Below are 24396 nucleotides of genomic sequence, written 5' to 3' on the forward strand. Positions count from 1 at the left end.
ATTGCTCCACAGGTGTGATTTGGCAACTTTTGCAGGTTCAAAACACGACAGGCGTACGATCAGGTGAAGCCGATCGTACGCTGACACAATGTACATCTACTGGAAATATTTATAAACCGGCGTGCTGGCGCAACATCGCCAGCCTGTCTGCTTCCGACAGGGTTCTTTGCAGCGAATAGGCCTGTTCGGCATCTGGCCCTGCCAGGTACATCACGCGCCCGGTGTTGTCGGTCGCTGCCGTGTAGATGACCTCTGCAATGAGTTCGGGTGAAGAATAATTACTGCGACGGGCGCCCGTCGCCGCCATGACTTTACCAAGGCTGGCTGCGTAGGGGTTTTCACCCTGACCGACTGTCGTTGCGAGTGAGCGGCCTGCAAAGTCAGTGCTGACACCACCGGGAGCAATGTACTTGGCGCGGATTCCCAATGGAGCAAGCTCAAAAGACAGGGACTCGGTAAAACCGACAATGGCAAATTTTGTCGCTGCGTAAAGCGAGAAAAATGGCAGGCTGATCAAGCCGCCAAGCGAGGCAACATTGATGATCGTACCACTGCCCTGGCTTCGCATCGTCGGCAGCACGGCCCTGGTCACGGCAAAGACACCTTCAACATTAGTGGCAAACTGACGGGCGATCAGCTCTTCGCTTGCCGTCTCAAACGGGCCAAACAGGCCATAACCGGCATTGTTGACAACAGCATCAATCCGCCCGAACCGCTCCAGCGTGGCCGCAACGGCTGCTGCCACCGATGCCGCTTGCGTGACATCAAGCGGCAACACCGCCACACCCTGGCGCGCGGCCAGATCCCCGCCCTTTGCCGGGTCGCGCATGGTGGCGGCAACACGCCAGCCCTTGTCGGCAAACAGGTTGGCAACCGCTTTGCCTATCCCGGTCGAAGCGCCGGTAATCAATACAACAGGAGAAGTTTCAGCAGACATGGCATTATTCCTTGCTTGGTTAAGCATCAAAAAAAATCAACAGCGAATGGCGTCCCAACAAAGCCGAAAGGCAAGCGACCGGGACTCTTCGCTATCGGCAACCAGACCGGCACGCATCATTCGGCCAGTCTCGCGAACCGAACCAATGAAACATGCATTCAGGTACGCAACCGGAATATCCTTTAATATTTCTTCGCGCTGCCCTTCGGCAACGATTTTCAGCAAACCGTCACTAAGCTGCGCGGTGTAGGCCCGGATTTCATCCGTCATGTAGGCCGAACCGATAAATTGCTCCATGAAGCTGACTTCATCGTACCGGCGCAATCTATGGTCAAGCATGCGATTCCACACTTTGCGCACCCGCAGCTTGAGGGGAGCAGACGGGTCAATCTCTTCAATATAAAAATTCATCGCCTCCTGTTTGGCATGGCGATACACTTCGTTGAACAAGGCTTCCTTGTCAGCAAAATAAACATAGAGCGTACTGGTAGCGATGCCGGCAGCCTTGGCGATGTCAATCAGCGTCAGGCCCAGCAAACCACGTTCCGCTGCCATACGGCAGGTTGTGGCAATGATGGCGGCAAGTTTTTTTTCATCTTTTGGTTTCATGACTCAAATTTTAAACGAATAAATATTCGATTAAAAGAGAAATTTTCATTATTTTTTTTAGTTACAAAAGCAATATCGATCTTTTCAGGGCAAATAACCGGGACAAAACATTCGCTTAATTGATTGTCGACAGGTGCTTTTTCATAAGAGATTTCTCTTGCAGAAATTAAGCAGCACTTACGCAAAACATCCCAAAGGCTGCAACTTGCCGTCATTCCCTCGTCCTACCCGCGCAGGCGGGTATCTATGCTTGATCAGCCGTGTCCTTCTTACGTCTGCGCAGGTTGATCAACGATAGGTTCCCGCTAAAAGCACGCGGGAATGACGGTTTTAGGTGTATCGTCCTCATTGATATACAGGCATCGCCGAAGCAAAAACCGTCCGGTGCAATGTTGCGCCAGCCTGTTTGCTTACCCCTGCCAGACAGAACATCAGAAGGCGCAGCACATCGCCCGCATCAGCCTCAAACCTTTGCACTTGAAAACGAATAGATATTCGCTTAATATAGAAAAAAAGCTGCCAATAATCAAGGGACAGGAGACTTGCTGTCGATAGCCCATGCAAGCCAACTTCAGTATTGCCACACGAAAGGAGCGTTTTCATGCCTGACCGAATCGTCATTCTGGCAGGAGCCACCGGCCTGGTCGGCCGCCAGATTCTTGAGGGACTGCTGGCTGACAGCACCGTGTCTGCGATACATGTTCTTGGTCGCAAAAAGCCAGCAATCGAACATTCCAAATTGATGGCGCACCTGGTCGACTTCACCGCCCTGCCCGCCTTGCCAGCAGCGGATGAACTGTACCTGGCATTGGGAACAACCATCAAGACGGCTGGCAGCCAGGCCGCCTTCAGGGCCGTGGACCACGACGCCAATCTGGCGGTGGCCGTTGCGGCGCTGGCTGCAGGCGTCAAAAAAATCGGCCTTGTCAGCGCCATGGGCGCCAATCCCCGCTCAAGCGTGTTCTACAGCCGCGTCAAAGGGGAAGTCGAATCTGCACTGGCGCAAATGCCATTTGAAGCAGTGGTCTTCGCCCGTCCATCCATGCTGATCGGTGACAGACAGGCTTTGGGACAAGCAGTCAGACCAGGCGAAATCTGGGCGGCAAAACTTGGCAAAGTGCTGGGTTTCCTCTTCCCTGCCAATTACAAACCCATCGAAGCCACCGATGTCGCCAGGGCACTGCTCTGGTCAGTGCCGCGTGCAAAGGGCAGGCAAATTCTGTTGTCGGGCGACATGCGATAGCGAAACATCACATGCGCCCGTCGCAGGCAAGCTGATCAAGCGCAGGGCAAGCTGCTTCAGGTCAGCAGATTTTTCTGAGCAGACGCAGCTGCATTGTTCCTGGAAATATCCAACTCCATGGCTTTCATCCTCTCCTGATGTTCCATGGTGCGCAGTTGCAGGTCGACATCCTGCTGACTGGTCTTGATCCATGCATGACACACAGCATAAGCAATGGCAACACAAAATGCACCCAGGGGAACGATTTGAGAGTAAGCGAGCATATCAGACATGGCAGTCTTTCCTTGGTTGATTGAGACTTCAGTATAGGGAAAGCAAGCTGTCTACATCAGTAGCAATTGTAAGCAGTATTTTGTGACAAATGTCATGACTTTCTTTGACTTTGGCTTAAGAGACTTGAGCTTACTGGACATGTCAGTCACGCCAATCTTGTTTGTTCATTGGGTCATTAACTGCATTCGAAATTTCAGTCTTAGCCAACTCAGATTTTGATTCAATTTGGGATTTAATTCGTCTATCGAACTTTATTCCATCAAGTATAGATTTACCCATTAGGATAAAAATTACAAAAATAACAATCATTAATATGGGATTTCGGTCTATAGCCTTAGCTATCTTTGCTACTGTCGCAACCCAACCATATGCAAGAAACGGGGTTTCAAAATACCCTTTCCCCCCCAGAAAAAGACAAAGTATATTCTTCGTCATCTTTACTTAAATATGACGCCCCTGTCCACACCATCAGATTAATTTTTCCTTTTGGACGTATAACCCCTAAATTAATTGATTTTTTTGCTTTTTTATCACTGTGTTGAACCTCTTCGTTTAACTTAACGGCAACTATATCGTCAGGAGTGTCTAACACAACATCTTTTGCCTCTTGTGTACCAGAATTAGTAACGAAACAATGCAAAACAGAACTAGGACGTTCAGATGGAATTTCCATAAGTAAATCTGTAACCGTTTTACGAAACTTCTTCAGTTCTTCAGCCGGCTCAACTTTTTGGATATTATTTTTTTTAACTTCCTTCGCGCCAGATTTAGAATCCGTAGCACCACTATTAGGGGCAAGAATTTCAGTATTAAAAAGATCTTTCGGAATGGCGACATAATCGAAAGATTGGCACATTGCCTTTACTTGAGCTTTATCAGGATAGAAGTTTGTATAAAGAGTAAACAGTCCAATTAGTACGCTTGTTATTACCAAGAGCCGACCTAATACGGAAACAAATAACCAATCGACAAACGATTTAATATTATTCATAAATTGCCTTGAATCAAATAAACTCTAGTATCACTTTATAAAAGCATGATGCGACATCAACACTAACTATAAAGAGATTTCAGCATCAAAGTCCGTTCAATTGCACAATTAATAATATTTAACTCTCTGCTTTGTCATGCCCATTAACATGTATAGGTATGCTTAGTGTAATCGTACACATGTAAAGCGCTCAAGCAGCAATAGGTCTCTCCAATATGACACTAAATACATCTAGTGAAGCGTATTTTGCGGGTTGCTGCTTTATCAGCCTGAATTCATTTTGTTATCGCGAACATCATCTTCCGTCGATGCGTCTCTAAAGAGTCAACATTAAGGAACTTCTGAATGAGTCCAAAATCGCGAAATTAATCCTCGAAAAATCAATGCCTTTCTAATGATCTGTTGGACTTAATCAGAGGTTCCTTAATAAGATTACGTTTCACTAATCGTACCAACCTGCTGTCCCAACGCCCAATCCCCTATCCCCCGCTCAACGCCCCACAATCGCAACACTCGACGGCATCGTCAAAGGCCGCGCCTGTATCGGGCGGGCGTTGGAGACACCGTTCAATGCTGTCAGGCTATTGGCGATGGATTTCCAGTCGGCGGAGTTGATACGTACGGGTTCGCGGAGTACAAAAAAGAATACCGGTGCATCACAGGTAGGGGTGGTCAGTGAGCCGTAGTACTGGAATTGCGATTGCGTCAGGAACGGTACGATCAGGCTGCCCAGTTCGAATGGCTTAACCTGTGCGAGTGATTTCCCTGCCATGCTTTCTGCCACTGGCTGAAGTACGTTGTAAGGGGCGCCTGTTTCTGGTCCTATGGCAAATTGGATGGCGAATACAGCTGTCAGCTGCGGGACACTGCCGATAACAGGTGCTTTGACATGCATCTCCAGCATGGAAACAGGCTGGCCGACAACGACATGTTCTGCCGGGACGTGGAAATGGAACTCTTCCAGCTTCAATGTCATCGGTCTTCCCCAGTTGGAAGACATCACCGTCAGTGGTCTGTCACCGCTGCGGCTGACTGCAAAGGCGTAGTTGTTGTGGTCATCCCTGCGCACCAGGCTAACCGTATAACTGTAGTCGCTCAGGTTGGTGGGGAGGGCAAATGCGCTGCGTCCATTGGCTGTAGTCGGGTCCAGCACGATAGGCGACTGGTTTGGTACGCTGGCGGCGCATTTGGCGCAGCCGTCTTTGACCCAGTTGTTGGTGGTGCCTGACAGTTCGGGATATTTCCAGTCGTGGCACTGCCCTGCAGAACTGTCTGAGGCCGTGCTGGCGGGCATTGTTTTTTGTGATTCTATACCCGATGCAGGCTTTGACGTCGACTGTGTGGACGATTCTGGCTGATTGCCTGCGCAACCGCCCAAGCCGGATAACAAGGCCAGCATCAGTATCAAACGCCGGGTGTTTGTCAGTTTTTTCCTGTTCATGAACATTGCCTGCCTCATTCGTCTATGGAAGTTGGGCCAACCGCAGACTGAAAAAACGCAGACGCAGTATAGCGAATAAAAACATTTAATTGCATTATTTACAATTAAATATTTTACAATATAGGCCAGGTTCGTAAATATTGCAAAAAATTTATTGCCTGATGCGGCTTTATGGATACAGCACGAACAGGCGCCGTCCTGAATTCATTCTGAAGCGGCGAGCGTCATCTTTTGTCGACATGGCTCGGAACTTTCACTGAACCGGTAGATAACTACGCTAAAATCTGATTGCTCAAATTCAGTGTGTAAAATGATAATCAATATCCTCGCGCTATACTTGTTCGTCTTAGCTACGAGCATTAGTTACTGGCTTATATCCACATCAAACTGGATATGGTCAATTGCTGTAATAATGTGCTTCGCCGGATCTGCAGGTCTATTCAAACGAAAACTCTGGGGCCAGTATCTCTGGTACCTGACTGCGTTCATTGCTTCGACCGGCTGGATAGCAATGGTAACTTACACTTTATTAAACTCAGACAACGGTGTGTTTAACCATCGGGATCAATTAATGATCGCGCTGATACCCGGCTTAGTTTGGCTCTTTTCCTGGATAGCTGGTAGCTATGTCGTGGCGGTTCAATTTCGTGAGCCTGGGGCCATCGATAGCAAGCGCAGGTAAGTACGATTATGTTCCACTAATCGTACTTACTCGGGCCGCGATCATGAGAGCGTCGCATACGCTATTGGTGTCATTGGACAGATGCGTATGTGGCGCTTTGCGGCTGACGCCGCTACTGCATGACATGGGCTGCGGTAGACTGACTCAGGCTTGCTGTGTTTTTCTCTCGGCGGCAGTTGCATTGTTCCTGGCGATTTCCAGTTCCATGGCTTTCATCTTTTCCTGATGTTCCATGGTACGGTATTGCAGGTCCGTTTCCTGCTGGCTGGTCTTGATCCAGGCATGGCAAACAGAATAGGCGATGGCAACACAAAATGCACCGAGGGGAACGATTTGTGAGTAAGCGAGCATATCAGACATGGCAGTCTTTCCTTGGTTGATTGAGACTTCAGTATAAGGAAGGCAGGTCGTCTGCATCAGTAGCAACTGTAAGCAGTATTTTGTGACAAATGTCATGACTTTCATCGCTCATGCTGACCGCCGCTATCGCGTATGGCTGCTATGTTCCCTGTCACCCACCAGCTGGAACAAACCGGACCTCGCCAGTCAGGTCGTCGATCAAGATCATGACATCGCCATCGACAGTCATCGATTTATCACGAAAAAAAATCTGCCATTTGTGATCTTTATCAATTGGTTCAAATTCCACAACCGGATCATGAAAATCGCTAAACACCATGTGCTTTTTTTCCAATGCTGCCCTGGCAATCGATTTGACCTGCTCCTCTGATAGCCGGGTTTTTGCCGGATTCTCAGCACGCGTCGTTATGCTATGAATCGGGTTGCCCTTTCTTGTGGCAGGCGATGCGTCAGCTTTCATCACGTAGCCCTTGTTCGCGGAAATCGTCTGTTTCACAATGACGCCTTCGATTCTCTGTGTCGCAAGAAAGATTTTTCCCGCTATGACGGCCACTACAAAAACATAGAACCAGTATCGCATTGCCCTGCTTTCATGTTGGATTTTGAAGTTCATGTTTCACGCAAAAACTTCACCATCAGTACTTCATCAACATACACACCCTCACTTTTCAATGAGCGTGGCTCGGTCCCGTAGATGTCAAAACCCAGTTTCTGGTACAGGCGTACTGCGGCGAGGTTGTCCTTGACGGCGCTCAGGGTGACCTGTTCGACCAGGCCTGCGGCGACTTCCAGCGCCTGCGTGAGCAGGGCAGCACCCAGTCCAAGGTGGCGGTGTTCCGGCTGTACGTACATGCCCCAGATAAAACCCTTGTGGCTGTCTTTCAGGCCAGTCTCGCATTTGAGGCCAACCATGCCGGCCACGCTGCCATTGACATAGGCAAGATGGACGATGGTGGACGACAGTCTGGCGAAGAATTCTTCATCGCTGCGCTGTGATTCAACCAGATAGGTGGAGCCGAATGCTTCAGGCGCTGTTTTCAGGGCTTCAAGGCGGATGTGGCGATAGTCTTCAAAGTCTGCCGCACCCAGGCGGCGAATGGTGATATGGTTTTCAGTCATGCTGGCGTCATTCACTTTCTGTCGTGATCTGTCGCCAGCTTACGACAGATGCGCCGTGCCGCCAATAGTAAGGTATCTGCTTTGCCTGAAGCGACAGGTGCGATTGCTTCGATACATGGACGCCAACATGGCCTTCAGGGCGACGCAAGCTGCAACGGGGATATTGCGCTGCAAGATGATTCTCATTGGTTGATGGAATCATTCCCCAGCCTACTCTCTTGACTCATCTCCTGTCTTCAGGCTTGCACAGATCACATAGATTATCTTCGTTTTTTGATCATTCTTTGCTATTCTGGTCTGCAGGCAGGCATCGCTTCCTTCATTTTTGTTGTGCATCAGTCCCAACCTGTGTAAAGGGGAAAAGACGTGAGAAACAAATTCATATGGTTCTGGCGCTACCTGTTCCCGCAACTGATGATGGCCCTTGTTCTCAGCAGCCCGGCGCATGCAACTGAAAAACTGATCGTCTACATTACCCCCGGTCTTGACCTGCCGTTCTGGCGCACCCTGGGCAGCGGCGTCAAGTCTGTTGTGGAATCGAATGCCTATCGTTATGAAGTCATGGACAGTACCAATGATGACGACAAGCAGATGGCTCATGTCAAGACGGCAATTGCCAAAGGAGCAGCGGGCATTGTCATTTCGCCCACTGACAGCAAGTCGGCCACGGCCGTACTGGCCCTGGCCAGCCAGGCCAAAGTGCCGGTGGTGATTGCCGACATCGGCACGAATGGCGGTGACTTTGTGTCTTACGTCAAGGCCGATAATTATAAGGGCGCCTATGGTGTCGGCGTCGCCCTGGCCGCTGCCATGAAAGAAAAGGGCTGGGTCAATGAAGCATTTGCCTTGTGCACGATTTCTTTGTCACGCAAGAACGGGCAGGACCGGACCAATGGTTTCAGGGATGCGATGAAAGAGGCCGGCTTTACCAAAGAAGTCGCCTTGCGGCAAATGCAGACCTATACGATAGAAGAGACCTACGCCTTTGTCAGCGACATCCTGAAAGAAAACCCCAAGCTGCGCGGCCTGTTCATTGAGGTCGACAAACCTACGCTGGGCGCCCTGGCTGCGCTCAAGGACAAGCATAAAACCGGCGAGGTCCTGGTCGGGTCTTTTGATGGCATCCCTGAATTTATCGATCACCTGAAAAGCGGCACCATCGTCGCTGTCGGCATGCAGCAGCCTTACCTGATAGGCACCAAGGCGGCAGAAGCCCTGTTCTCGCGCCTGGCTGGGCAAACGCCACCCAAACAGATCATCGTCCCCATCCTGATCGCGACCAATAAAAATATTATCGAACTGTTACCGACTGCAAATAAAACTGTGTTCGGGAATGAGGCGAAATAGGCCCCGTCAGCCTGATGACCTCATGTCCAACTGAAACCTGACAACCATGCGCAGTCGCCGTTTGAAACTGGGCCAGCGTCTTGCACTCAGTTATGGCCTGGTGATCATGCTATTGATACTGGTCAGCCTGTCCGGCCTTTCCATGCTGTCAGAACTGCAAAAAAACACAAGCAGCGCCCTGAAAGACCGTTACGCCAAGACTCAGCTGGTCAACGAGGTCATCAATGATCTGGAGAGTATTGCGCGGGCAATGCGCAATACCCTGTTCCTCAACGATGCGCAACAAATCCGCGAACAACTACAGGACATCAATACCGCCAAGTTCAGTATGGCGCAGTCGCTCGCTCATCTCAAAGACAGTATCCATGACGCGGAAGGCAAGGAAATCCTGCATGAAATTGACGTGATTCATTCAGCTTACATTGTTAATCAGGAAGACTTTGTCGAGCTGGTGACCGACCAGCACATGGGGGAAGCCAAGAACCTGCTGCTGGTTGATTTGCATCCTTACCAGATTCAATACTTTAATGCCTTGCGCAAGCTCAATCGCCTGCAAAGTGCATCGATGGCAGAGGCCAGTGAGAAGATCGCCACATCCTATCTGTCTGCCAGGCAATGGATGCTGGCCCTGGCTGCTACTGCAGTTGTGCTCAGCATCATTGTGACTGTCTGGCTGACCCGTTCACTGTTGCGACAACTGGGTGGCGAGCCAGACTATGCCACCGCCATTGCCAGGCGCATCGCCGAAGGTGACCTGCTCTCTGAAATCAGGCTCAACAAAGGGGACGAATCCAGTCTCCTCTATGTCATGCGCACCATGCGCGACAGTCTGATAGAACGCACAGAAACACTGGAGATGACCAATATGGAGCTGGAGGCGACCGTCGACACGCTTAAACGCACCCAGAATGAACTGGTCGCCAGCGAAAAAATGGCAGCGCTCGGTTCGCTCGTGGCCGGCGTGGCGCATGAATTGAATACACCGATAGGCAATAGCGTGATGATGGCAAGCAGTCTGGTTGACATGACAGAGAGCCTGTCAGAAGATGCACGGGCCAACACCCTGAAGCGTTCAAACCTGGATAAATACATCAGTGAAGTCAAACAGGGCAGCGAGATCCTGTTGCGCAATTTGCGACGCAGCAGTGAGCTGGTACTTAGCTTCAAACAGGTGGCGGTTGATCGTGAGACTTCACAGGCCAGGCATTTCCTGCTGTCTGATATCGTGCAGGAAATCGTGCTGATGATGCAGCCCATATTCAAAAAGACGCGTTTTGAACTGAGTATCGATATCAGCCCCTTGATTGCCATGGACAGTTATCCCGGTCCATTGGGGCAGGTCATCAGCAATCTGATCAATAATGTGCTGGTACATGGTTTTGAAGAGCGAACCGAGGGCCACATTCACATCTCAGCCAGAGTTGAGGGCAACAGTTCCGTGCTGCTCGCCGTGGAAGATGATGGTTGCGGCATCACACCGGAAAACCTGCCACGGATATTTGATCCTTTCTTTACGACCAAGCTTGGCCGAGGCGGTTCTGGCCTTGGTCTGCACATCGTCTACAATATTGTGCACTCTATCCTGCAGGGTACGATACATGTCAACAGCAAACCAGGTGTCGGAACACGTTTTGAATTGTTGCTGCCGCTCAGTTGCATTCAGTAAATGCCTTCAGTGAAGCTTCCGGGCTGGCTGGCTGCATTTCCCTTTTGTTATTCCATTACGGCACGGGGGGACTCTGAAGGCGGCAGGTACTTGCCCAGGATGGATTTGACCGTACCATCCCTGTGCATGTCCCTGATCAGCTCATGCCATTTGCCCGCCTCGACAGGGTCAAAGGTTTTTTTTGAGAGCGCCAGACTGCTGAATTCGCCCGTCTGCGGCAGGCTCAGGTCATAGGTTTGCAGGCGGTTCGCCAGCCCCATCTGCTCAGCCGTCGCCCGATAAGACATAGGGTAGGACAAGGCCACCATGAAGCGGTTGGCATTGAGCATACGCACCAGCGCCCTGGTGTCAGTGGCTTCGATCAGACGGTTTTGTTTGCGAAACTGGGCAATGATGGATTCAAGATAAGGGCCATGATCAACTTTTCTCTGCACGCCAACTGTGAAGTCCGGGCTTTTCAGCAGGCCTTCCATGCTCTGAATGTCTGGCGGCAGCATCGCCAGCGAAATCAGAAAGGGTGTCGCATAGTGCATGCTGAAAAAATAGGCCATGCCCTCTCTTTCCGGCGTGCGCACTGCTGTTGCAATCATGTCCAGTTCACCATTACGCATGGCAAACCACTGTCGGGCAATAGGCAGGACAATGACTTCAAAACGGCAGCCTGTCCTGGTGTAAAGCTCGTTGGCAATGTCGACATCCATGCCCTTGCCGTCATGGTAGTAATAACCGGAATCAAATACACCGTAACGGATAGGGTGTGACAGACAGGCTGGTTTATCCTGAGACAGTACTTGTTGCGCAAACAGGCAGCAATTCAGCAACAGCAGTAATTTGATGCGCAACATCATGGTCTCTTGCTCATTTTTCCAACTGACATTTCTGAACAGTGATGTTTGGTGGACTATAACAGTGTCCGACAGATTGCCATCAGCATGTGTGTACTTTTGTTAAATGCCATTCCCATGTCGCTCACATTGAACAAGCCTTGACTTGTAACAAACATCAAGATTTCAATCGTCACCTCATACTTTTTGCTATGCTAAGCCCCCTTTTGTATTTTGTAATCAGACAGGCAACGATATGAAGTCTTTGATCGTTTTACTCCTTGCACTACCCGTCCTGGCCTGGGGACAAGGCAAGAATCCACCTGGCACATGCGAGACTGAGGCCTGGATGTCCGCCCCCGATACCCTGCAAAAAGCCAGGGTAACGCTGCCGCTATTCAAGCATTACTGCTACAGCGATCAATCCGGCAGCTATGTGCTTTACCTGACCGAAAAGCAGGACCTGAAATATGGAACAGAAACACTGTCAAGCGCCATAGAAGCCCATCTGCTGAAGATAGAGGCAGACAAATCCCTGAGCAATATTGCCAGCATACGCGACAAGGCCAGCGCAGAAGAAGCAGGCATGGAATTCTGGAGCAGGCTGACCGATACCAGCGACATCGACAAGGACGGCAACGTGGGGGCAGTCATCGTCTATCGCTTCTATAACAAGGGTGATGACGGGCTCGTCGATCGTGACGCCTTCTCTGGCCGCATCAAGATCGTGATGTTCTACAAGGGCAGCAAGGTCGTCATCCGCGCCGTGACGGGCAAGCTTGACGGCCAACGGCAGACCACGGCGACAGAAAATTTCTTTGCCCTGCCGGCCTCAGTGCAAAAGAATCTGATAAAGAAGATGGAAGCGATGTACAAAGGTGATTTGTACGGGTTTGATAATAGCTATAAATTCATGCCGAGAAAATCGCAGGGAAATTAGCTGCTGCCATCCATAAGCCTCACTTAAAAATCAATACAGAAATAACTGGTGAGCTCCCCCATGTTAAGATAAAAAATTATCTTTTGACTAAAGACGCACATGGCCTTTCCTTATTTGACAGATGTAGTACGCAGTCTGTTTGGCATTTCGCTGCCGCTGCCTATACCCATGTTTGGCCTCTTCGTTGGCATCGCCATGCTGGTTGCTGCCTACGCGCTCAAGCGTGAATTACAGCGCAAGCACAGTAACGGGCAGATCGGCACAGCCAGAATGAAGAGAAAAAATGAGAATGGCGCCAGTACTGTTATGGACGTGCAGCCACAAGAAATCGTCGCCGACCTCAGCTTTGTGGTCATGCTGGCGGGTATCGCTGGTGCCAGGTTATTTCATATACTTGAACATACCGACGAGTTTATGATCAACCCAATGGCGATGATATTCACCACATCCGGCCTGAGTATTTTTGGTGGGCTGATCGCCGGTACGCTGACCGGCCTGTACTGTGTCAGGCGGTGGCGACTTGCTTTGCGCCCAGCCCTGGATGCAGCAGCACCAGCGATGATGCTGGGCTATGCGATAGGCCGCATCGGTTGCCAGGTATCTGGTGATGGGGACTGGGGCAGCGTGGCAAACCTGACACTCAAACCAGACTGGTTACCCCTGTGGGCATGGGCTCAAACCTATGATAACAATATCGTCGGCGCCGTCATTGCAGCGCCGGGTGTCTACCCCACACCCATGTATGAAGTTTTAATGAGCCTGGTTTGCTTTGCCTTGTTATGGGTTTTCAGGAAAAATCGATTCCAGGCCGGATGGTTATTTTCCATGTATATGCTGCTGGCTGGTATAGAACGATTGCTGATAGAAAAAATCCGCATCAATCCTGTATTCGATGTCCTTGGTATCCATGCGACGCAGGCAGAATTCATCTCCGGCGTCCTGATTGTCGCTGGGCTTGCCGGTATGCTGATGTTGCGCAAGCGCTCGACAGCAACACCTGTGTCAGGCGCAATGGCGAATTAGCCAGACTTATCTATCAACACCCATTTTTCATCGGCATACAGTCCAGGTTTGTCTGGGTTATGCATTTCACTGTTTGCTGACCACGAGGTTTGTTTCTTTTCCTTCGCCTTTGACAGGTTTAAACTCCATACGCTTGATATCACCAACAATAAACACATAGCAAAAGATAGCAATAGCAGCATTGCCAGCTACAAAAACCAGGGCGCCAGCAAATGAACCTGTGGCTTGCAGGATATAGCCTATGACGATGGGCGTGGTGATGCCTGCGACATTACCGAAAGTATTGAACAACGCGCCGCTCAAACCTCCCGCTTCTTTTGGTGCTGTGTCAGATACCACCGCCCAACCGAGAGCGCCTATGCCCTTGCCAAAAAAGGCCAGTGACATGGTCGCAATGACGATTGCATCCGCGCTGATGTAATTGCAAAAGATCATACTCATCGCCATGAGCAGGCCGATGACGATAGGTGTTTTTCTGGCCCTGGATAAAGACACGCCAGATTTGATCATGCGGTCAGAAATGATACCGCCGAGTACTCCGCCAATAAAACCTGCGATGGCGGGTATGGCAGCAACGAAGCCCGCCTTGAGGATAGTCATGTGCCGTTCAGAAACCAGGTATACCGGGAACCAGGTCAGGAAAAAATACGTCAGGGTATTGATGCAATACTGGCCGATATACACACCCAGCAACATGCGGTTGGACAGCAATTGTTTGATGATGGACGCTGTATCGAGCTGCTCCGCCTTTTTGACCTGATGCGCGTTTTCAAGATCGATCAAGGCCCCGCCATCTTTTAAATACTGGAGTTCTGCAGCATTGATGCGCGGGTGTGTTTGCGGGTCGTGCAGTCTGAACTTCCAGACCACAGACATCATGATACCGAGCGCTCCCATGACATAGAATACGCTGGGCCATCCCCATTGATGGACTATCCAGCCCATGAAGGGGGCAAAAATCACGGTCGCAAAATATTGTGCAGAATTGAAGATCGCCGCTGCCAGCCCACGCTCACTGACAGGGAACCAGGCAGACGCAATACGGCTGTTACCAGGAAACGAGGGGGCCTCTGCCGCACCGACCAGCAGGCGCAACGCAAACAGCACCGCAATCGCCAACGCTCCTGACAAGAACCCTACCAGCCCCATGAGCATGGTAAACAGTGACCACATGAAGATACTGAAAAAGTAAGTGATCTTGGAACCATACCTGTCCAGCAGCCATCCACCTGGAATTTGCGCCAGCACATAAGACCAGGCAAATGCCGAAAAGATAAACCCCATCTGTACCGACGACAAACCCAGACTCTTGCTTAACTCTGGCCCGGCGATGGAGATGGATGCACGGTCAGCATAGTTAATGGTCGTTACGATAAATAAAATCAGCAAGATACCCCAGCGGGTCCCCGTGCGTTTCTGACTGTTTTGACTGCCTGCTATCAATGCCTGTGCGTCCATCCTGTCCCCGGTTCATATAGTTTTTCGCTAGCGTTTACGCTATTGCAATTGGAGCAATAGCGATAAGCTTCAAATATATCTAAAACTATACTATGTTATATGACGTCATACAACATGAGATTATCATAGAGGTCATTTTTTGAGAAATTCAGCGCTTGTCGCCGACTGCGCTTATGCTTTCCTTTTCTGGTACAGAGGAAAAATCCCCTTCAAAACTGGCAGAGAATGATTGCCCGGCTTATTCACGACAAGTCATGTTGTATGATAACGCACAAATAAATACAAGAAACTACAATCAGTATGTGCTTCTCTGGATGAGTAACTCACCGTTTTTCGGGGGCCTGCCTAAAAAACTTCCAGGGTGAATTGAGGTCTTGATTGTATTACCATATCCATTGGCAAAGTTGATGCCTGCCCTGCCCCGGCACCGCCACTCAGGCATGCTTTACAAACTCTATCGCCTCTGTATCAACAGCGATGGCATGGACCTCGGTCAATCCGTCTGGCCTTTTCCATTCCATGCTCACCCAGACCTGACCACCTTCGTAAACGTCAAACACCTTGACAGTTTGCCTCAGCAGGGATGACACATCGGCCAGCTCGGAGCCGGCCAGCCTTTTGATGATGGATGGGCGTATGGCGAACAAGCGGACATAGTCATCTTCTTTGACGATGTGGCCGTTACGGTCTTTGCCTGTGCGAGTATTTGTCATTTACAAATGAGACTGGCAATAAATTCATATTCAGATATTCAGAATACCAAGCTCCCCCAAAAAAATCTTTTTTTGGGGCTTTGCATTTGCATAGACTACATCATCATGCGGTCTGCGGCCTGGTCTTGTGGAAGGTCAGCGGGCTATATGGCACAGATGAAGGTGGTGGCGCCTGCAGGATGTGTTTTTTCATCGCGCCGATGATGTGCATTTCGCAGGGCTTGCAGTCAAACTTGAGCGTGTACTTTTCTTCGCCGGTGACCAGGGTCATGGGTTCGGCCTTGACCTGGCCTTGCACGCCCTGCACACCCTTGGCTTGTTTGGGGCAGAGATTGAAGGAGAAACGCAGGCAGTGCTTGGTGATCATCAGCGATACTTCGCCCGGCTCTTCGTGGGCTTCGTAGGCCGCGGCGATCAGTTGTACACCGTGTTTTTCATAAAAGCTGCGGGCCTTGTGGTTGTACACGTTGGCGAGGTAGCTGAGTGTGGTCTCCGGGTAGGCGACTGGCGGCTCAACTGCCGGTGTACGTTCAGGGCGCAGCCATGCGGCGACACGGGCAGCCTCATGCGCGGCCACTACATCACGGCGCAGGGCGTTGATGACGGAAGATGGTACGAACCAGGGTTGCTGCAATTCCAGGTTGACCTGGGCTGCTTCAAACATGGTGTTGCCGAGCTTGGCGAGGTTGTCGCGCAGACCGGCTTCTGCCTTGTCGCGGTTTTGTGCGGCTTCCAGCGCCAGTTGTACGCTGGCTTGTGAGCTGACGCCATCTTCATCGGTCATTGTCAGCAGCAGGCCGTCGGCCTGTTCACTCAGCGTCATATAAACGGGGATGCGGCGCTCGGCCGATTTTTTGGTCAGCGCATGTTCCCAGCGATGATCGCGGTTGCGGTTGATCAGGGTGCCGACCTTGAGGCCCGTCAGTTCCGTGATTTTTTCATTCGGGAAGACGCGCCAGATTTCACCGTTTTCTGATGCACCAACACGCTCGACGGTATTGGCCTGTATGCCTGCCACTTCGCGCTTGAGCATGTAGTTGAGGCCGTCGCCATTGGCCATGGGTTCATTGGCTTCGATCTCAAAGAAATTGGCGGCGATGCGCGTCACATAGCCCAGGTGCAGGCCGACATATTTGGGAGAATCAAATGCGCCTATATTGTCGAGGCGGCCATTGGCAAAATAATCGGTATGGCCGCGATGGAAGTTCTTGTCCACATTCGGGGTGAATGCCACCTGGCTGCGGCCGCTGGACGCACGGGTAAATTCTGGCCTGCGCTCTAAAATTTCATCCAGCAGCAAACGGTAATGGGCGGTGATGTTCTTGACATAGCCCATGTCTTTGTAGCGGCCTTCTATCTTCAGGGACTGTACACCGGCATCGAGCAGGGCTTCGAGATTGCGGCTCTGGTCATTGTCTTTCATGGACAGCAGGTGTTTTTCATAGGCGACTACCCTGCCCTCGCCATCGCTCAGCGTATAAGGCAGGCGGCAGGCTTGCGAACAATCGCCACGGTTGGCGCTGCGGCCATTGTCGGCATGTGAGATATAGCATTGGCCGGAAAAAGCCACGCACAGCGCGCCATGCACAAAGTATTCAAGCGGTGTCGCAACCTGGGCCTTGATGGCCTGTATCTGCTTGATCGTCAGTTCACGCGCCAGCACCAGTTGCGAGAAGCCGACATCGCCAAGAAATTTTGCTTTTTCCACACCGCGGATATCGCACTGGGTGCTGGCATGCAGCTGTATGGGCGGAATATCAAGTTCGAGTATGCCCATGTCCTGCACGATAAGGGCGTCGACGCCGGCGTCGTAGAGCTGATGGATTTGCTTCCTTGCCGGTTCCAGTTCGGAATCATGCAGGATGGTATTCATGGTCACGAAGATGCGCGCGTGGTAACGGTGGGCAAATTCAACCAGGCTGGCAATCTCGCTGACCTCATTGCTGGCATTGTGGCGCGCACCGAAAGACGGACCGCCGATGTACACGGCATCAGCCCCGTGCAAGATCGCTTCCCGGCCAATTTCTACGGTTTTGGCGGGGGACAGGAGTTCGGTCTGGTTGGCAAGCAGGGTCATGGACTACACCGGTGACATGGGAAAGGGCGAAATTATAACGAAATCAAGGGCTTATGTCTTATCTGTCTGCACCTGACCTGGCGAATCAATAAGTTTTTTGCAATAAAATTTGACATAATGGATGTCAAATTGAAATTCAATCAAGCTTTGGCAACAACTTTAAGCTGATTACGGTTCAGATGCAGTGTAGTGCAAACGCGGAAAACCGCAGGCAAATAAACAGGAGTTATGCATTGCAGACAAAATTTCATCCATAAAAACGGACACGGCAGCCACTGCCTGTCTTGCCTGACTTACAATGCCACTTGTCTTTATTCATCATCAGCATATGCGCCCTGCTTCTGTTTGCCTGAATTTTTGCCTGACTTTATGCTTTCCACTGCTGGTGACTGGCGCTGCTGCACAGACGACGGCCAGCAATTTGCCTATGCCGGTAGAAGCCGTTTTCAACAGATCCGGCGTGCCTGTGCAAGCCTTTAGTGCGATTGTCATGCCGGCCAATGGCGGCCAGGCTGTGCTGGTGCAGGCGGCGGACCGGCCCATGAACCCGGCATCTACGATGAAGCTGGTGACCACGCTGGTGGCACTGGAAGAGCTGGGGCCGAACTTTCGCTGGAAGACCCAGGTGCTGGCCGACAAGAGTGGCAAAAAGCTGGACAGTTATACCGGCAACCTCTACCTGCGCGGCGGTGGCGACCCCAACCTGAGCCTGGAAAAACTCGGTAGCATCTTGCGTAGCCTGCGCCAGCAGGGCTTGCGCAGACTGCGCGGCGATATCATCCTGGATCGCAGTTACTTCCAGCCAGAGCGGCCTGATGTCGGCGCGCCGCAATTCGACGAGTACCCTGACGCCTACTACAACGTGATACCTGATGCGTTGCTGGTACACAGCAATCTGACCAGCATCAGTATCGATGCCGGCACGGACAAGATAGACGCACGCCTGAACACACCGCTGGACAAGGTCAGGCTCACCAATCACCTGCACTTTAATGAGCTGCCCTGCTCCGCCTGGGAGACAGAATGGCAGCCGCCTGCCATTGAAACCATCAGCAATGTCGCTGATGAACCAGAGACGGCAGCGCAGGAAAACCAGGCAGCAACAGCAACGAAGCGCCAGCCCAGGCAGGCCACGAAAGCCGGGCTGGACATCACCCTGAGCGGCGGCTTCCCCCGGCGCTGCAAGATCACCAACAACATCAACATCCTGGACCGCAACCAGTACATCGCCCATCTGATACGTGCGCTTTGGCAAGAGATGGGCGGCAGCTGGCAGGGAGAAGTACGCGATGGCAAAGTACCTGCCAGCGCCATGCTGCTGACAGAACGCCTGTCCGACCCGCTGGCCGACATACTGCGCACCATCAACAAACAGTCTGACAATGTGATGGCGCGCATGCTCTACCTGACCCTGGGTGCAGAGTCCGCCAGCAAACAGGCTGCCGGTACGCTGGCCAGCGCCGAAGCCCGTATCCGGCAATGGCTGGGCAGGCAGGGTATCAGTGATGCCGGGCTGGTGCTGGAAAATGGTTCCGGCCTGTCACGCGCAGAGCGTGTCACGCCACAACAGATGGCGAGCCTGCTGCAGGTCGCGGCGCGCAGCAACTGGTATCCCGAATTTGCCAGCAGCCTGCCGGTCGCCGCCATGGACGGCACCATGCGTCGCCGTCTCAAAGGCAGCCCGGCAGAACTGCGCGCCCGCATCAAGACCGGTACACTGAAGGATGCGGTCGCCATCGCCGGTTTTGTCAGGGATACCAGCGACCAGCCATGGGTGGTCGTGGCCATGATCAATCATGAAGAAGCGGGCAAGGCCAAGGCGGCGCTGGATGAACTGATCAACTGGGTGGCGGCAGGCAGGCCCTGAACTTTCTTGCATGCCCTGAATTTTCTTGCATGCCCTGAATTTTCGCCTGTTATTTTTTGCGTGAGACCGGTGCCGGCTTCTCATCCCGTGGCTGGTACTTCTGGCTAACGGTATCAAACACCAGTTTCTTCCTGCCCTTTTGGCCCCCTACCTGCAAGTCGTAGGTGATGGTACGCTCGCCATTGCCATCTGTGGTTTGGGCAACCTCCTGGTAACGGTAAGTTTTACCAGAGTAATCAACAGTCAAGAGGCCAGGGCCATCGTCGCCCGGGCTGACTTCCCATTTGGCCATGTAGTCATAACAATTGGGCGGACCTGCCTCATTTTCATTGAGGTGCAGGCGCATGCGACTGTGCTTGCCTTTGGGTGGGTGCATCATGTTTTCGCATTCCGGCCCACTTTCGTAATGCCGTAGTAATTCTACCTGTTTGCCCTTGTCCAGCATGGGACTGAGCTTGTCAGTCTCAAGGCGGAACAGTTGCAGGGCTATCAGCACTTCATTATTGTCGACCGTGCTATGCTCAACGGCCAGCGCAAAATTGCCGGGGAATAATTCGACGATGCTGGTCTTGCTGATGCGGCCTGCGTGGCCCAGCCATTCCACCACGTCCTGACGACTGGTCAACGACCATGCCTCGGCCCGGCGCTGGAACCAGTAGGCAGCAAGCAAGGTGGGCAAACCCGGCTCTGTCGGTTCCCCCTTGACCAGCAGCACAGCACTGTTTTCATTGAGGCGTTGCACATGCAATGCCTGCATGCGCAAGGCCAGCGGCGCCGATGCCTGGACTGACGCCGGTAATTCTGCCTTGAGTTGCGGAGCGGTGACGATGGCGTTCTCACTATTGCCATCCCACCCCTTGAAGACCAGACGCAAGAGGTCACGCTGTTCCAGTGTCTGCACGGATTCAGTGCGTGAGCAGGCCACCAGCGCAAACAGGCAAAGCAGTACGGCAGTCAGGCGGGAACAGGGCGAAGCAAATTGCACGGAGCGTTTTCTCTAAAAAGACAGGGAGCTGACATACAGTCCCAGGCAATTTTAACTGATCAGCAGTGTGCGTAATGCGAAAAAATAAAAGAAACAAGCAAGAGGTGTTGAATTGCCACCTCCTGAGTGTGAGTATCAGCCAGACGATGCAGCACTCGATGCAGAAGAGGCCTCCGCTGGCTTGGTTGGATTGGCAGGTTGTGTTTCAGGTTTCTTCGTGTCGTCCTTTGTTTGGGTGTCGGTTTTTTTCTGCTCGTCCTTCTTCGGCTCATCCTGCGGCACAGTAGGTGCTGCACATTGCCCCGCGGCAGCCAGGGCAAGCAGCACCACGGTTTTGTCATCCTTGGCGCCAGCGACATCCGTCGCCAGTTTCCCGAGTATGGCATTGATAGAATTTAATTTATGCTGTTCGGCACCGGTGATCTGGTCAGCTTCTGATTTCCAGCTGGCGCTGATCCCGGTGGTGCCGCCCAGCACACCCCAGGCTTTGGCGCTGGCCAGGCCTGATGCGCCAAGCGCAGTGCCAACTGCCGCGACGATGATGATAGGCACATTCGAGTTATACCAGTTCGTTTGCTGCTTCTGGAACTTGGTAGCAGCTTTGGCACAAAATCTTCCAGCAAAGCTCACGGCACGCATTCCGCAATTGACCGTGCAATTTTCCAGGAATTTCACATTTTCCGTCCAGTCATCCTCGGTACTCGGGGAAAACATGCGCGCCTCCTTAGAGAATGTCACTCCATCACCCCGATTTTGCGCTGATACGGTAGCGGGTAAAATCAGACTCAGCATCACAACTGACGCAATCGCTTTTGAAACAGTTTTCATTCACATCTCCCGATTTGAGGCGAAGTCTTATAGATGTCCACAAGATGGCACTTCGCTTGCGCATATTGTTATTTTTGAATATATATTTATCATTTTAATTTGTATACAAATCATGCAAAAACCGCTGCTTTTGTTGTAAAACAGCTCAGGTAAAGCAAGGCTTGTCATACAGCAATCGGCCAATCTTCATTGAATACACATCGCATGACTGGTGTCGTTCTATCCTTTACAATGCCCGCATGAGCACCTCCACAAGCACCCCCACCAATACATCCACCAGCTGTCGCCCACACTGCGCCGCCTGCTGCATTGCGCCATCGATCACCAGCCCCATCCCCGGCATGCCAGATGGCAAACCCGCTGGTGTCAGATGTGTGCAGCTTGATGAAGATGACCGTTGCCGCATCTTTGGCAAGCCTGAGCGCCCGGCGTTTTGCGGCGGCCTGCAGGCATCAGCAGACATGTGCGGTACAGACCGCGAGCACGCCATCCGCTGGCTGACGGACCTGGAGCGTGCCACGGCGCCAGCATAAACCGCAAAACAACAGACGGGCGACAAGCCTGGATAAATGCGCTAATCTGACAGTAAATTAATAAACAGTATTTACGGTCAAGGCAGCAGAATCTGCCGCATGTCAGCATTTCTTTTCCAGGCCGGGATACATGGGGACAGATTACAGGACTTGCGCAAAATTGTTCCAGCAAGGCGCCAGCTACGACGGCAGTACTTTAGTACGACGAGGAGCTGCAACGCAGCTGGGGCAGTTTTGCGCAAGTCCTGACATAACGTTATTGAGCCTGACCAAACTTCAGGCAGCGATGATGAATATCCACTATAATTGCCACTTGGAAATTAATTTCCTGCCTTTCTTGTGCTGGCCCGCCCCTGGTGGCAAGAACAGCGCAATCATCGTGTCTTTCGACCACACAATTAAAATCTATGATCTCTCAACTTAAACACCTGTCGGTGGGTAAACGTCTGGGCCTGGGCTTTGCCCTTATCCTTGCACTGTTCTTCATCACCACCAGTATCGCCGTTTTCAAACTCAATGCCGTTGCTGCCGCCACCGAAGACCTGCTGAAAGACCCGCTGGCCACCGAGCGCATGGTCAGCGACTGGTACCGCAACATCCACACTGGCGTACGCCGCACGACGGCCATCGCCAAGAGCAGCGACCCATCGCTGGCCACTTTCTTTGCCGAAGACCAGGCTGAGTCAACAAGGACTTCAGCCATACTGCAAAAATCCATCGAAGAGCACATGCAAACCGCTGACGAGATAGCCCTCTTCAAAGAGATAGGCGCGCAAAGGCAGCTGTATCTCAATGGCAGGAACAAGATTGTTGAACTGAAAAAAGAGGGCAAGGTCGATGAAGCCAATACTGCACTGGAAAAAGAATTCATCCCCGCCGCAGCGCTCTACATCAAAAAGATTGAAGAGATGCTGAACCTGCAACGCAAGCAGATTGATGACACCGCTGCACAGATACAGCAAACCTATCAGACGAGCCGGCTTCTGCTGATTGTGCTGTCCGTGATCGCCGCCCTGTTCTCAGTAACCTGCGCCTGGCTGATGACGATTTCGATTACCAGGCCGCTGGCCAGGACGACGACAGTCACCGAAAAGATGGCGCAAGGTGATCTGAGTGACACCATAGAGATCAAACTCCACGATGAAATCGGCAAGATGATGCAGTCCATCAACGGCATCAATACCGGCCTGAGCAGCGTCATCGGCGAAGTCAGGCGTGGTACCGAAACCATTGATGTAGCTGCGTCTGAAATTGCCGCAGGCAATGCCGACCTGTCGGCCCGCACAGAATCCCAGGCCAGTTCGCTGCAGGAGACTGCGGCTTCAATGGAAGAACTGACATCGACAGTCAGGCAGAATGCCGACAATGCACGCCAGGCCAATCAACTGGTGATTTCAGCATCAGGCGTGGCCGTCAAGGGTGGTGAAATCGTCGGCCAGGTGGTCAGCACCATGGGTTCGATCAAGGAAAGTTCGAGCAAGATTGTCGACATCATTTCCGTCATTGACGGCATCGCCTTCCAGACCAATATCCTGGCCCTGAATGCCGCCGTAGAAGCAGCCCGCGCGGGTGAACAGGGCCGCGGCTTTGCCGTGGTCGCCACCGAAGTGCGCAACCTGGCGCAGCGCAGCGCCTCTGCCGCCAAAGAAATCAAGAACCTCATCGATGATTCCGTCGGCAAGGTCGAGCATGGCAGCAAGCTGGTCGACGTCGCTGGCAACACCATGCAGGAAATCGTCACCAGCGTGCAGCAGGTGGCTGACATCATGAGCGAAATCACCGCCGCCAGCCAGGAACAAAGCGCAGGTATCGAGCAGGTCAACCTGGCCGTCACGCAAATGGACGAAATGACCCAGCAGAATGCCGCCCTGGTTGAGCAGGCCGCAGCAGCAGCCCAAAGCATGCGTGAACAATCCGGCAAGCTCAACAACCTGGTCGCCCAGTTCAGCATCATCGCCCAGCCCCAGCATGCCTCCCTGGCACAAACGACTCAGGCCACCAAACCAAACAAACCCGCCGCCCGCCCCTTGCCCGCAGCCCGCAAACCGGCAACAACACGCCCCGCCCCGCAACCGGCAAGATTGCAAAAACCACCCATGCCCGCCAGAAAAGCTAACCCGTCTGAAGATGACTGGGAAGAGTTTTAATCGTTGATTGGCAAGTCCGAAAATCAGCAAAGCACAAAACAAAGCAAGCAACGGTAGTTTGGCGTTTGCTTTGCTTTGCTTTGCTTTGCTTTGCTTTGCTTTGCTTTGCAGCTGATTTTGAAGTTGTTGTTGTCTTTTTGCCGTTCCGATGTGTCGATGCCTTTGCTGCAAGGCAAAAAATGGAAAGAGAAGGGCCGATGTTTGAGCGCAAGCGAGTTTTCGGACCTTCCCATTTTTTGCCTTGCAGCAAAGGGAACCCCCTTTAGGGGGCAAGACGCCTCGGTCGCCTTCTTTTGCGTTCTTTTCTTGGCGAGACAAGAAAAGAATGTAGCT

The 24396-nt window shown here is 51.9% G+C and carries 24 protein-coding genes; 8 read left to right on the forward strand and 16 right to left on the reverse strand.

All coding sequences use genetic code 11. The features are described 5' to 3' along the window. Positions 1-109: 109 nt before the first annotated feature. From LZ463_RS18475 to LZ463_RS18485, 3 genes are all read right to left on the reverse strand, one after another. On the reverse strand, positions 110-937 hold the full coding sequence (locus tag LZ463_RS18475) for an SDR family oxidoreductase (RefSeq protein ID WP_241457287.1): 828 nt from the start codon (positions 935-937) through the stop codon (positions 110-112). A gap of 36 nt (positions 938-973) precedes the next feature. Beyond that, complete coding sequence (locus LZ463_RS18480; RefSeq protein ID WP_241457288.1) at positions 974-1546, reverse strand: TetR/AcrR family transcriptional regulator; 573 nt, start codon at positions 1544-1546, stop codon at positions 974-976. A gap of 345 nt (positions 1547-1891) precedes the next feature. Further along, the gene (locus LZ463_RS18485; RefSeq protein ID WP_241457289.1) at positions 1892-2149 is read right to left on the reverse strand and encodes a hypothetical protein; all 258 of its coding nucleotides are present in this window, start codon (positions 2147-2149) and stop codon (positions 1892-1894) included. Between LZ463_RS18485 and LZ463_RS18490 the strand changes: the two genes are divergently transcribed. After that, positions 2148-2789, forward strand: a complete 642-nt coding sequence (locus LZ463_RS18490; protein WP_241457290.1) for a Rossmann-fold NAD(P)-binding domain-containing protein — start codon at positions 2148-2150, stop codon at positions 2787-2789. The genes LZ463_RS18485 and LZ463_RS18490 overlap by 2 nt on opposite strands. Before the next feature lie 56 nt (positions 2790-2845). On the opposite strand, the gene LZ463_RS18495 is transcribed toward LZ463_RS18490, so the two are convergent. From LZ463_RS18495 to LZ463_RS18525, 7 genes are all read right to left on the reverse strand, one after another. Next, positions 2846-3061 (reverse strand): hypothetical protein, encoded by a 216-nt coding sequence (locus LZ463_RS18495; RefSeq protein WP_241457291.1) that lies wholly within the window; start codon positions 3059-3061, stop codon positions 2846-2848. Positions 3062-3203: 142 nt separating this feature from the next. Next, positions 3204-3497 carry a hypothetical protein gene (locus tag LZ463_RS18500; protein WP_241457292.1) on the reverse strand — a complete coding sequence of 98 codons (294 nt, stop codon included), beginning with the start codon at positions 3495-3497 and terminating at the stop codon, positions 3204-3206. After that, a complete protein-coding gene (locus LZ463_RS18505; RefSeq protein WP_241457293.1) occupies positions 3448-4053 on the reverse strand; it encodes a hypothetical protein in 606 nt (201 codons plus the stop codon). The genes LZ463_RS18500 and LZ463_RS18505 overlap by 50 nt, the downstream gene beginning before the upstream one ends. 490 nt (positions 4054-4543) lie before the next feature. After that, positions 4544-5494, reverse strand: coding sequence for a carbonic anhydrase family protein (locus tag LZ463_RS18510; protein WP_241457294.1), 951 nt, complete (start codon positions 5492-5494; stop codon positions 4544-4546). An 826-nt stretch (positions 5495-6320) separates the two neighbouring features. Continuing rightward, positions 6321-6536, reverse strand: coding sequence for a hypothetical protein (locus tag LZ463_RS18515; RefSeq protein WP_241457295.1), 216 nt, complete (start codon positions 6534-6536; stop codon positions 6321-6323). A 151-nt stretch (positions 6537-6687) separates the two neighbouring features. After that, positions 6688-7149, reverse strand: a complete 462-nt coding sequence (locus LZ463_RS18520) for a hypothetical protein (RefSeq protein WP_241457296.1) — start codon at positions 7147-7149, stop codon at positions 6688-6690. Continuing rightward, positions 7146-7655 (reverse strand): GNAT family N-acetyltransferase, encoded by a 510-nt coding sequence (locus LZ463_RS18525; protein ID WP_241457297.1) that lies wholly within the window; start codon positions 7653-7655, stop codon positions 7146-7148. The genes LZ463_RS18520 and LZ463_RS18525 overlap by 4 nt, the downstream gene beginning before the upstream one ends. Before the next feature lie 366 nt (positions 7656-8021). Between LZ463_RS18525 and LZ463_RS18530 the strand changes: the two genes are divergently transcribed. Both LZ463_RS18530 and LZ463_RS18535 read left to right on the forward strand, forming a co-directional pair. After that, positions 8022-9002, forward strand: a complete 981-nt coding sequence (locus LZ463_RS18530; protein ID WP_241457298.1) for a substrate-binding domain-containing protein — start codon at positions 8022-8024, stop codon at positions 9000-9002. Positions 9003-9048: 46 nt separating this feature from the next. Continuing rightward, a complete protein-coding gene (locus LZ463_RS18535; protein ID WP_241457299.1) occupies positions 9049-10668 on the forward strand; it encodes an ATP-binding protein in 1620 nt (539 codons plus the stop codon). 47 nt (positions 10669-10715) lie between these two features. Here LZ463_RS18535 and LZ463_RS18540 read toward each other — a convergent pair whose 3' ends face one another. Then, positions 10716-11516, reverse strand: a complete 801-nt coding sequence (locus LZ463_RS18540; protein WP_241457300.1) for a substrate-binding periplasmic protein — start codon at positions 11514-11516, stop codon at positions 10716-10718. Between the two features lie 232 nt (positions 11517-11748). Between LZ463_RS18540 and LZ463_RS18545 the strand changes: the two genes are divergently transcribed. After that, complete coding sequence (locus tag LZ463_RS18545; protein WP_241457301.1) at positions 11749-12432, forward strand: M949_RS01915 family surface polysaccharide biosynthesis protein; 684 nt, start codon at positions 11749-11751, stop codon at positions 12430-12432. A gap of 99 nt (positions 12433-12531) precedes the next feature. Then, positions 12532-13455 carry a prolipoprotein diacylglyceryl transferase gene (locus tag LZ463_RS18550; RefSeq protein ID WP_241457302.1) on the forward strand — a complete coding sequence of 308 codons (924 nt, stop codon included), beginning with the start codon at positions 12532-12534 and terminating at the stop codon, positions 13453-13455. 66 nt (positions 13456-13521) lie between these two features. Here LZ463_RS18550 and LZ463_RS18555 read toward each other — a convergent pair whose 3' ends face one another. The 3 genes from LZ463_RS18555 to LZ463_RS18565 form a co-directional block, all read right to left on the reverse strand. Next, positions 13522-14913, reverse strand: a complete 1392-nt coding sequence (locus LZ463_RS18555; RefSeq protein WP_241457303.1) for an MFS transporter — start codon at positions 14911-14913, stop codon at positions 13522-13524. A 434-nt stretch (positions 14914-15347) separates the two neighbouring features. Continuing rightward, positions 15348-15626 (reverse strand): hypothetical protein, encoded by a 279-nt coding sequence (locus LZ463_RS18560; protein ID WP_241457304.1) that lies wholly within the window; start codon positions 15624-15626, stop codon positions 15348-15350. A 103-nt stretch (positions 15627-15729) separates the two neighbouring features. Continuing rightward, positions 15730-17703, reverse strand: a complete 1974-nt coding sequence (locus LZ463_RS18565) for a peptidase U32 family protein (protein ID WP_241457305.1) — start codon at positions 17701-17703, stop codon at positions 15730-15732. A 328-nt stretch (positions 17704-18031) separates the two neighbouring features. On the opposite strand from LZ463_RS18565, the gene dacB reads away from it, so the two are divergent. Further along, the gene (gene dacB / locus LZ463_RS18570; RefSeq protein WP_241457306.1) at positions 18032-19570 is read left to right on the forward strand and encodes a D-alanyl-D-alanine carboxypeptidase/D-alanyl-D-alanine endopeptidase; all 1539 of its coding nucleotides are present in this window, start codon (positions 18032-18034) and stop codon (positions 19568-19570) included. A gap of 49 nt (positions 19571-19619) precedes the next feature. On the opposite strand, the gene LZ463_RS18575 is transcribed toward dacB, so the two are convergent. Beyond that, positions 19620-20555 (reverse strand): hypothetical protein, encoded by a 936-nt coding sequence (locus LZ463_RS18575; protein WP_241457307.1) that lies wholly within the window; start codon positions 20553-20555, stop codon positions 19620-19622. 135 nt (positions 20556-20690) lie between these two features. Further along, positions 20691-21383 carry a hypothetical protein gene (locus tag LZ463_RS18580; RefSeq protein WP_241457308.1) on the reverse strand — a complete coding sequence of 231 codons (693 nt, stop codon included), beginning with the start codon at positions 21381-21383 and terminating at the stop codon, positions 20691-20693. A 239-nt stretch (positions 21384-21622) separates the two neighbouring features. Here LZ463_RS18580 and LZ463_RS18585 point away from each other — a divergent pair, with 239 nt between their 5' ends. After that, positions 21623-21916, forward strand: coding sequence for a YkgJ family cysteine cluster protein (locus tag LZ463_RS18585; RefSeq protein ID WP_241457309.1), 294 nt, complete (start codon positions 21623-21625; stop codon positions 21914-21916). Between the two features lie 407 nt (positions 21917-22323). After that, positions 22324-24063, forward strand: coding sequence for a methyl-accepting chemotaxis protein (locus LZ463_RS18590; protein WP_241457310.1), 1740 nt, complete (start codon positions 22324-22326; stop codon positions 24061-24063). The last annotated feature ends 333 nt before the right edge of the window (positions 24064-24396 follow it).

The organism is Undibacterium paludis (assembly GCF_022568815.1).
GTDB lineage: Bacteria > Pseudomonadota > Gammaproteobacteria > Burkholderiales > Burkholderiaceae_D > Undibacterium.

Excerpts from the sequence above, each read along its gene's own strand:
- LZ463_RS18540 (WP_241457300.1), bottom strand. The coding sequence starts at position 11,516 with ATGATGTTGCGCATCAAATTACTGCTGTTGCTGAATTGCTGCCTGTTT.
- LZ463_RS18525 (WP_241457297.1), bottom strand. The coding sequence starts at position 7,655 with ATGACTGAAAACCATATCACCATTCGCCGCCTGGGTGCGGCAGACTTT.
- LZ463_RS18505 (WP_241457293.1), bottom strand. The coding sequence starts at position 4,053 with ATGAATAATATTAAATCGTTTGTCGATTGGTTATTTGTTTCCGTATTA.
- LZ463_RS18490 (WP_241457290.1), top strand. The coding sequence starts at position 2,148 with ATGCCTGACCGAATCGTCATTCTGGCAGGAGCCACCGGCCTGGTCGGC.
- LZ463_RS18495 (WP_241457291.1), bottom strand. The coding sequence starts at position 3,061 with ATGTCTGATATGCTCGCTTACTCTCAAATCGTTCCCCTGGGTGCATTT.
- LZ463_RS18510 (WP_241457294.1), bottom strand. The coding sequence starts at position 5,494 with ATGAACAGGAAAAAACTGACAAACACCCGGCGTTTGATACTGATGCTG.
- dacB (WP_241457306.1), top strand. The coding sequence starts at position 18,032 with ATGCGCCCTGCTTCTGTTTGCCTGAATTTTTGCCTGACTTTATGCTTT.
- LZ463_RS18480 (WP_241457288.1), bottom strand. The coding sequence starts at position 1,546 with ATGAAACCAAAAGATGAAAAAAAACTTGCCGCCATCATTGCCACAACC.
- LZ463_RS18515 (WP_241457295.1), bottom strand. The coding sequence starts at position 6,536 with ATGTCTGATATGCTCGCTTACTCACAAATCGTTCCCCTCGGTGCATTT.
- LZ463_RS18535 (WP_241457299.1), top strand. The coding sequence starts at position 9,049 with ATGCGCAGTCGCCGTTTGAAACTGGGCCAGCGTCTTGCACTCAGTTAT.
- LZ463_RS18550 (WP_241457302.1), top strand. The coding sequence starts at position 12,532 with ATGGCCTTTCCTTATTTGACAGATGTAGTACGCAGTCTGTTTGGCATT.
- LZ463_RS18585 (WP_241457309.1), top strand. The coding sequence starts at position 21,623 with ATGAGCACCTCCACAAGCACCCCCACCAATACATCCACCAGCTGTCGC.
- LZ463_RS18485 (WP_241457289.1), bottom strand. The coding sequence starts at position 2,149 with ATGAAAACGCTCCTTTCGTGTGGCAATACTGAAGTTGGCTTGCATGGG.
- LZ463_RS18545 (WP_241457301.1), top strand. The coding sequence starts at position 11,749 with ATGAAGTCTTTGATCGTTTTACTCCTTGCACTACCCGTCCTGGCCTGG.
- LZ463_RS18500 (WP_241457292.1), bottom strand. The coding sequence starts at position 3,497 with ATGACGAAGAATATACTTTGTCTTTTTCTGGGGGGGAAAGGGTATTTT.
- LZ463_RS18560 (WP_241457304.1), bottom strand. The coding sequence starts at position 15,626 with ATGACAAATACTCGCACAGGCAAAGACCGTAACGGCCACATCGTCAAA.
- LZ463_RS18520 (WP_241457296.1), bottom strand. The coding sequence starts at position 7,149 with ATGAACTTCAAAATCCAACATGAAAGCAGGGCAATGCGATACTGGTTC.
- LZ463_RS18565 (WP_241457305.1), bottom strand. The coding sequence starts at position 17,703 with ATGACCCTGCTTGCCAACCAGACCGAACTCCTGTCCCCCGCCAAAACC.
- LZ463_RS18590 (WP_241457310.1), top strand. The coding sequence starts at position 22,324 with ATGATCTCTCAACTTAAACACCTGTCGGTGGGTAAACGTCTGGGCCTG.
- LZ463_RS18580 (WP_241457308.1), bottom strand. The coding sequence starts at position 21,383 with ATGAAAACTGTTTCAAAAGCGATTGCGTCAGTTGTGATGCTGAGTCTG.
- LZ463_RS18475 (WP_241457287.1), bottom strand. The coding sequence starts at position 937 with ATGTCTGCTGAAACTTCTCCTGTTGTATTGATTACCGGCGCTTCGACC.
- LZ463_RS18555 (WP_241457303.1), bottom strand. The coding sequence starts at position 14,913 with ATGGACGCACAGGCATTGATAGCAGGCAGTCAAAACAGTCAGAAACGC.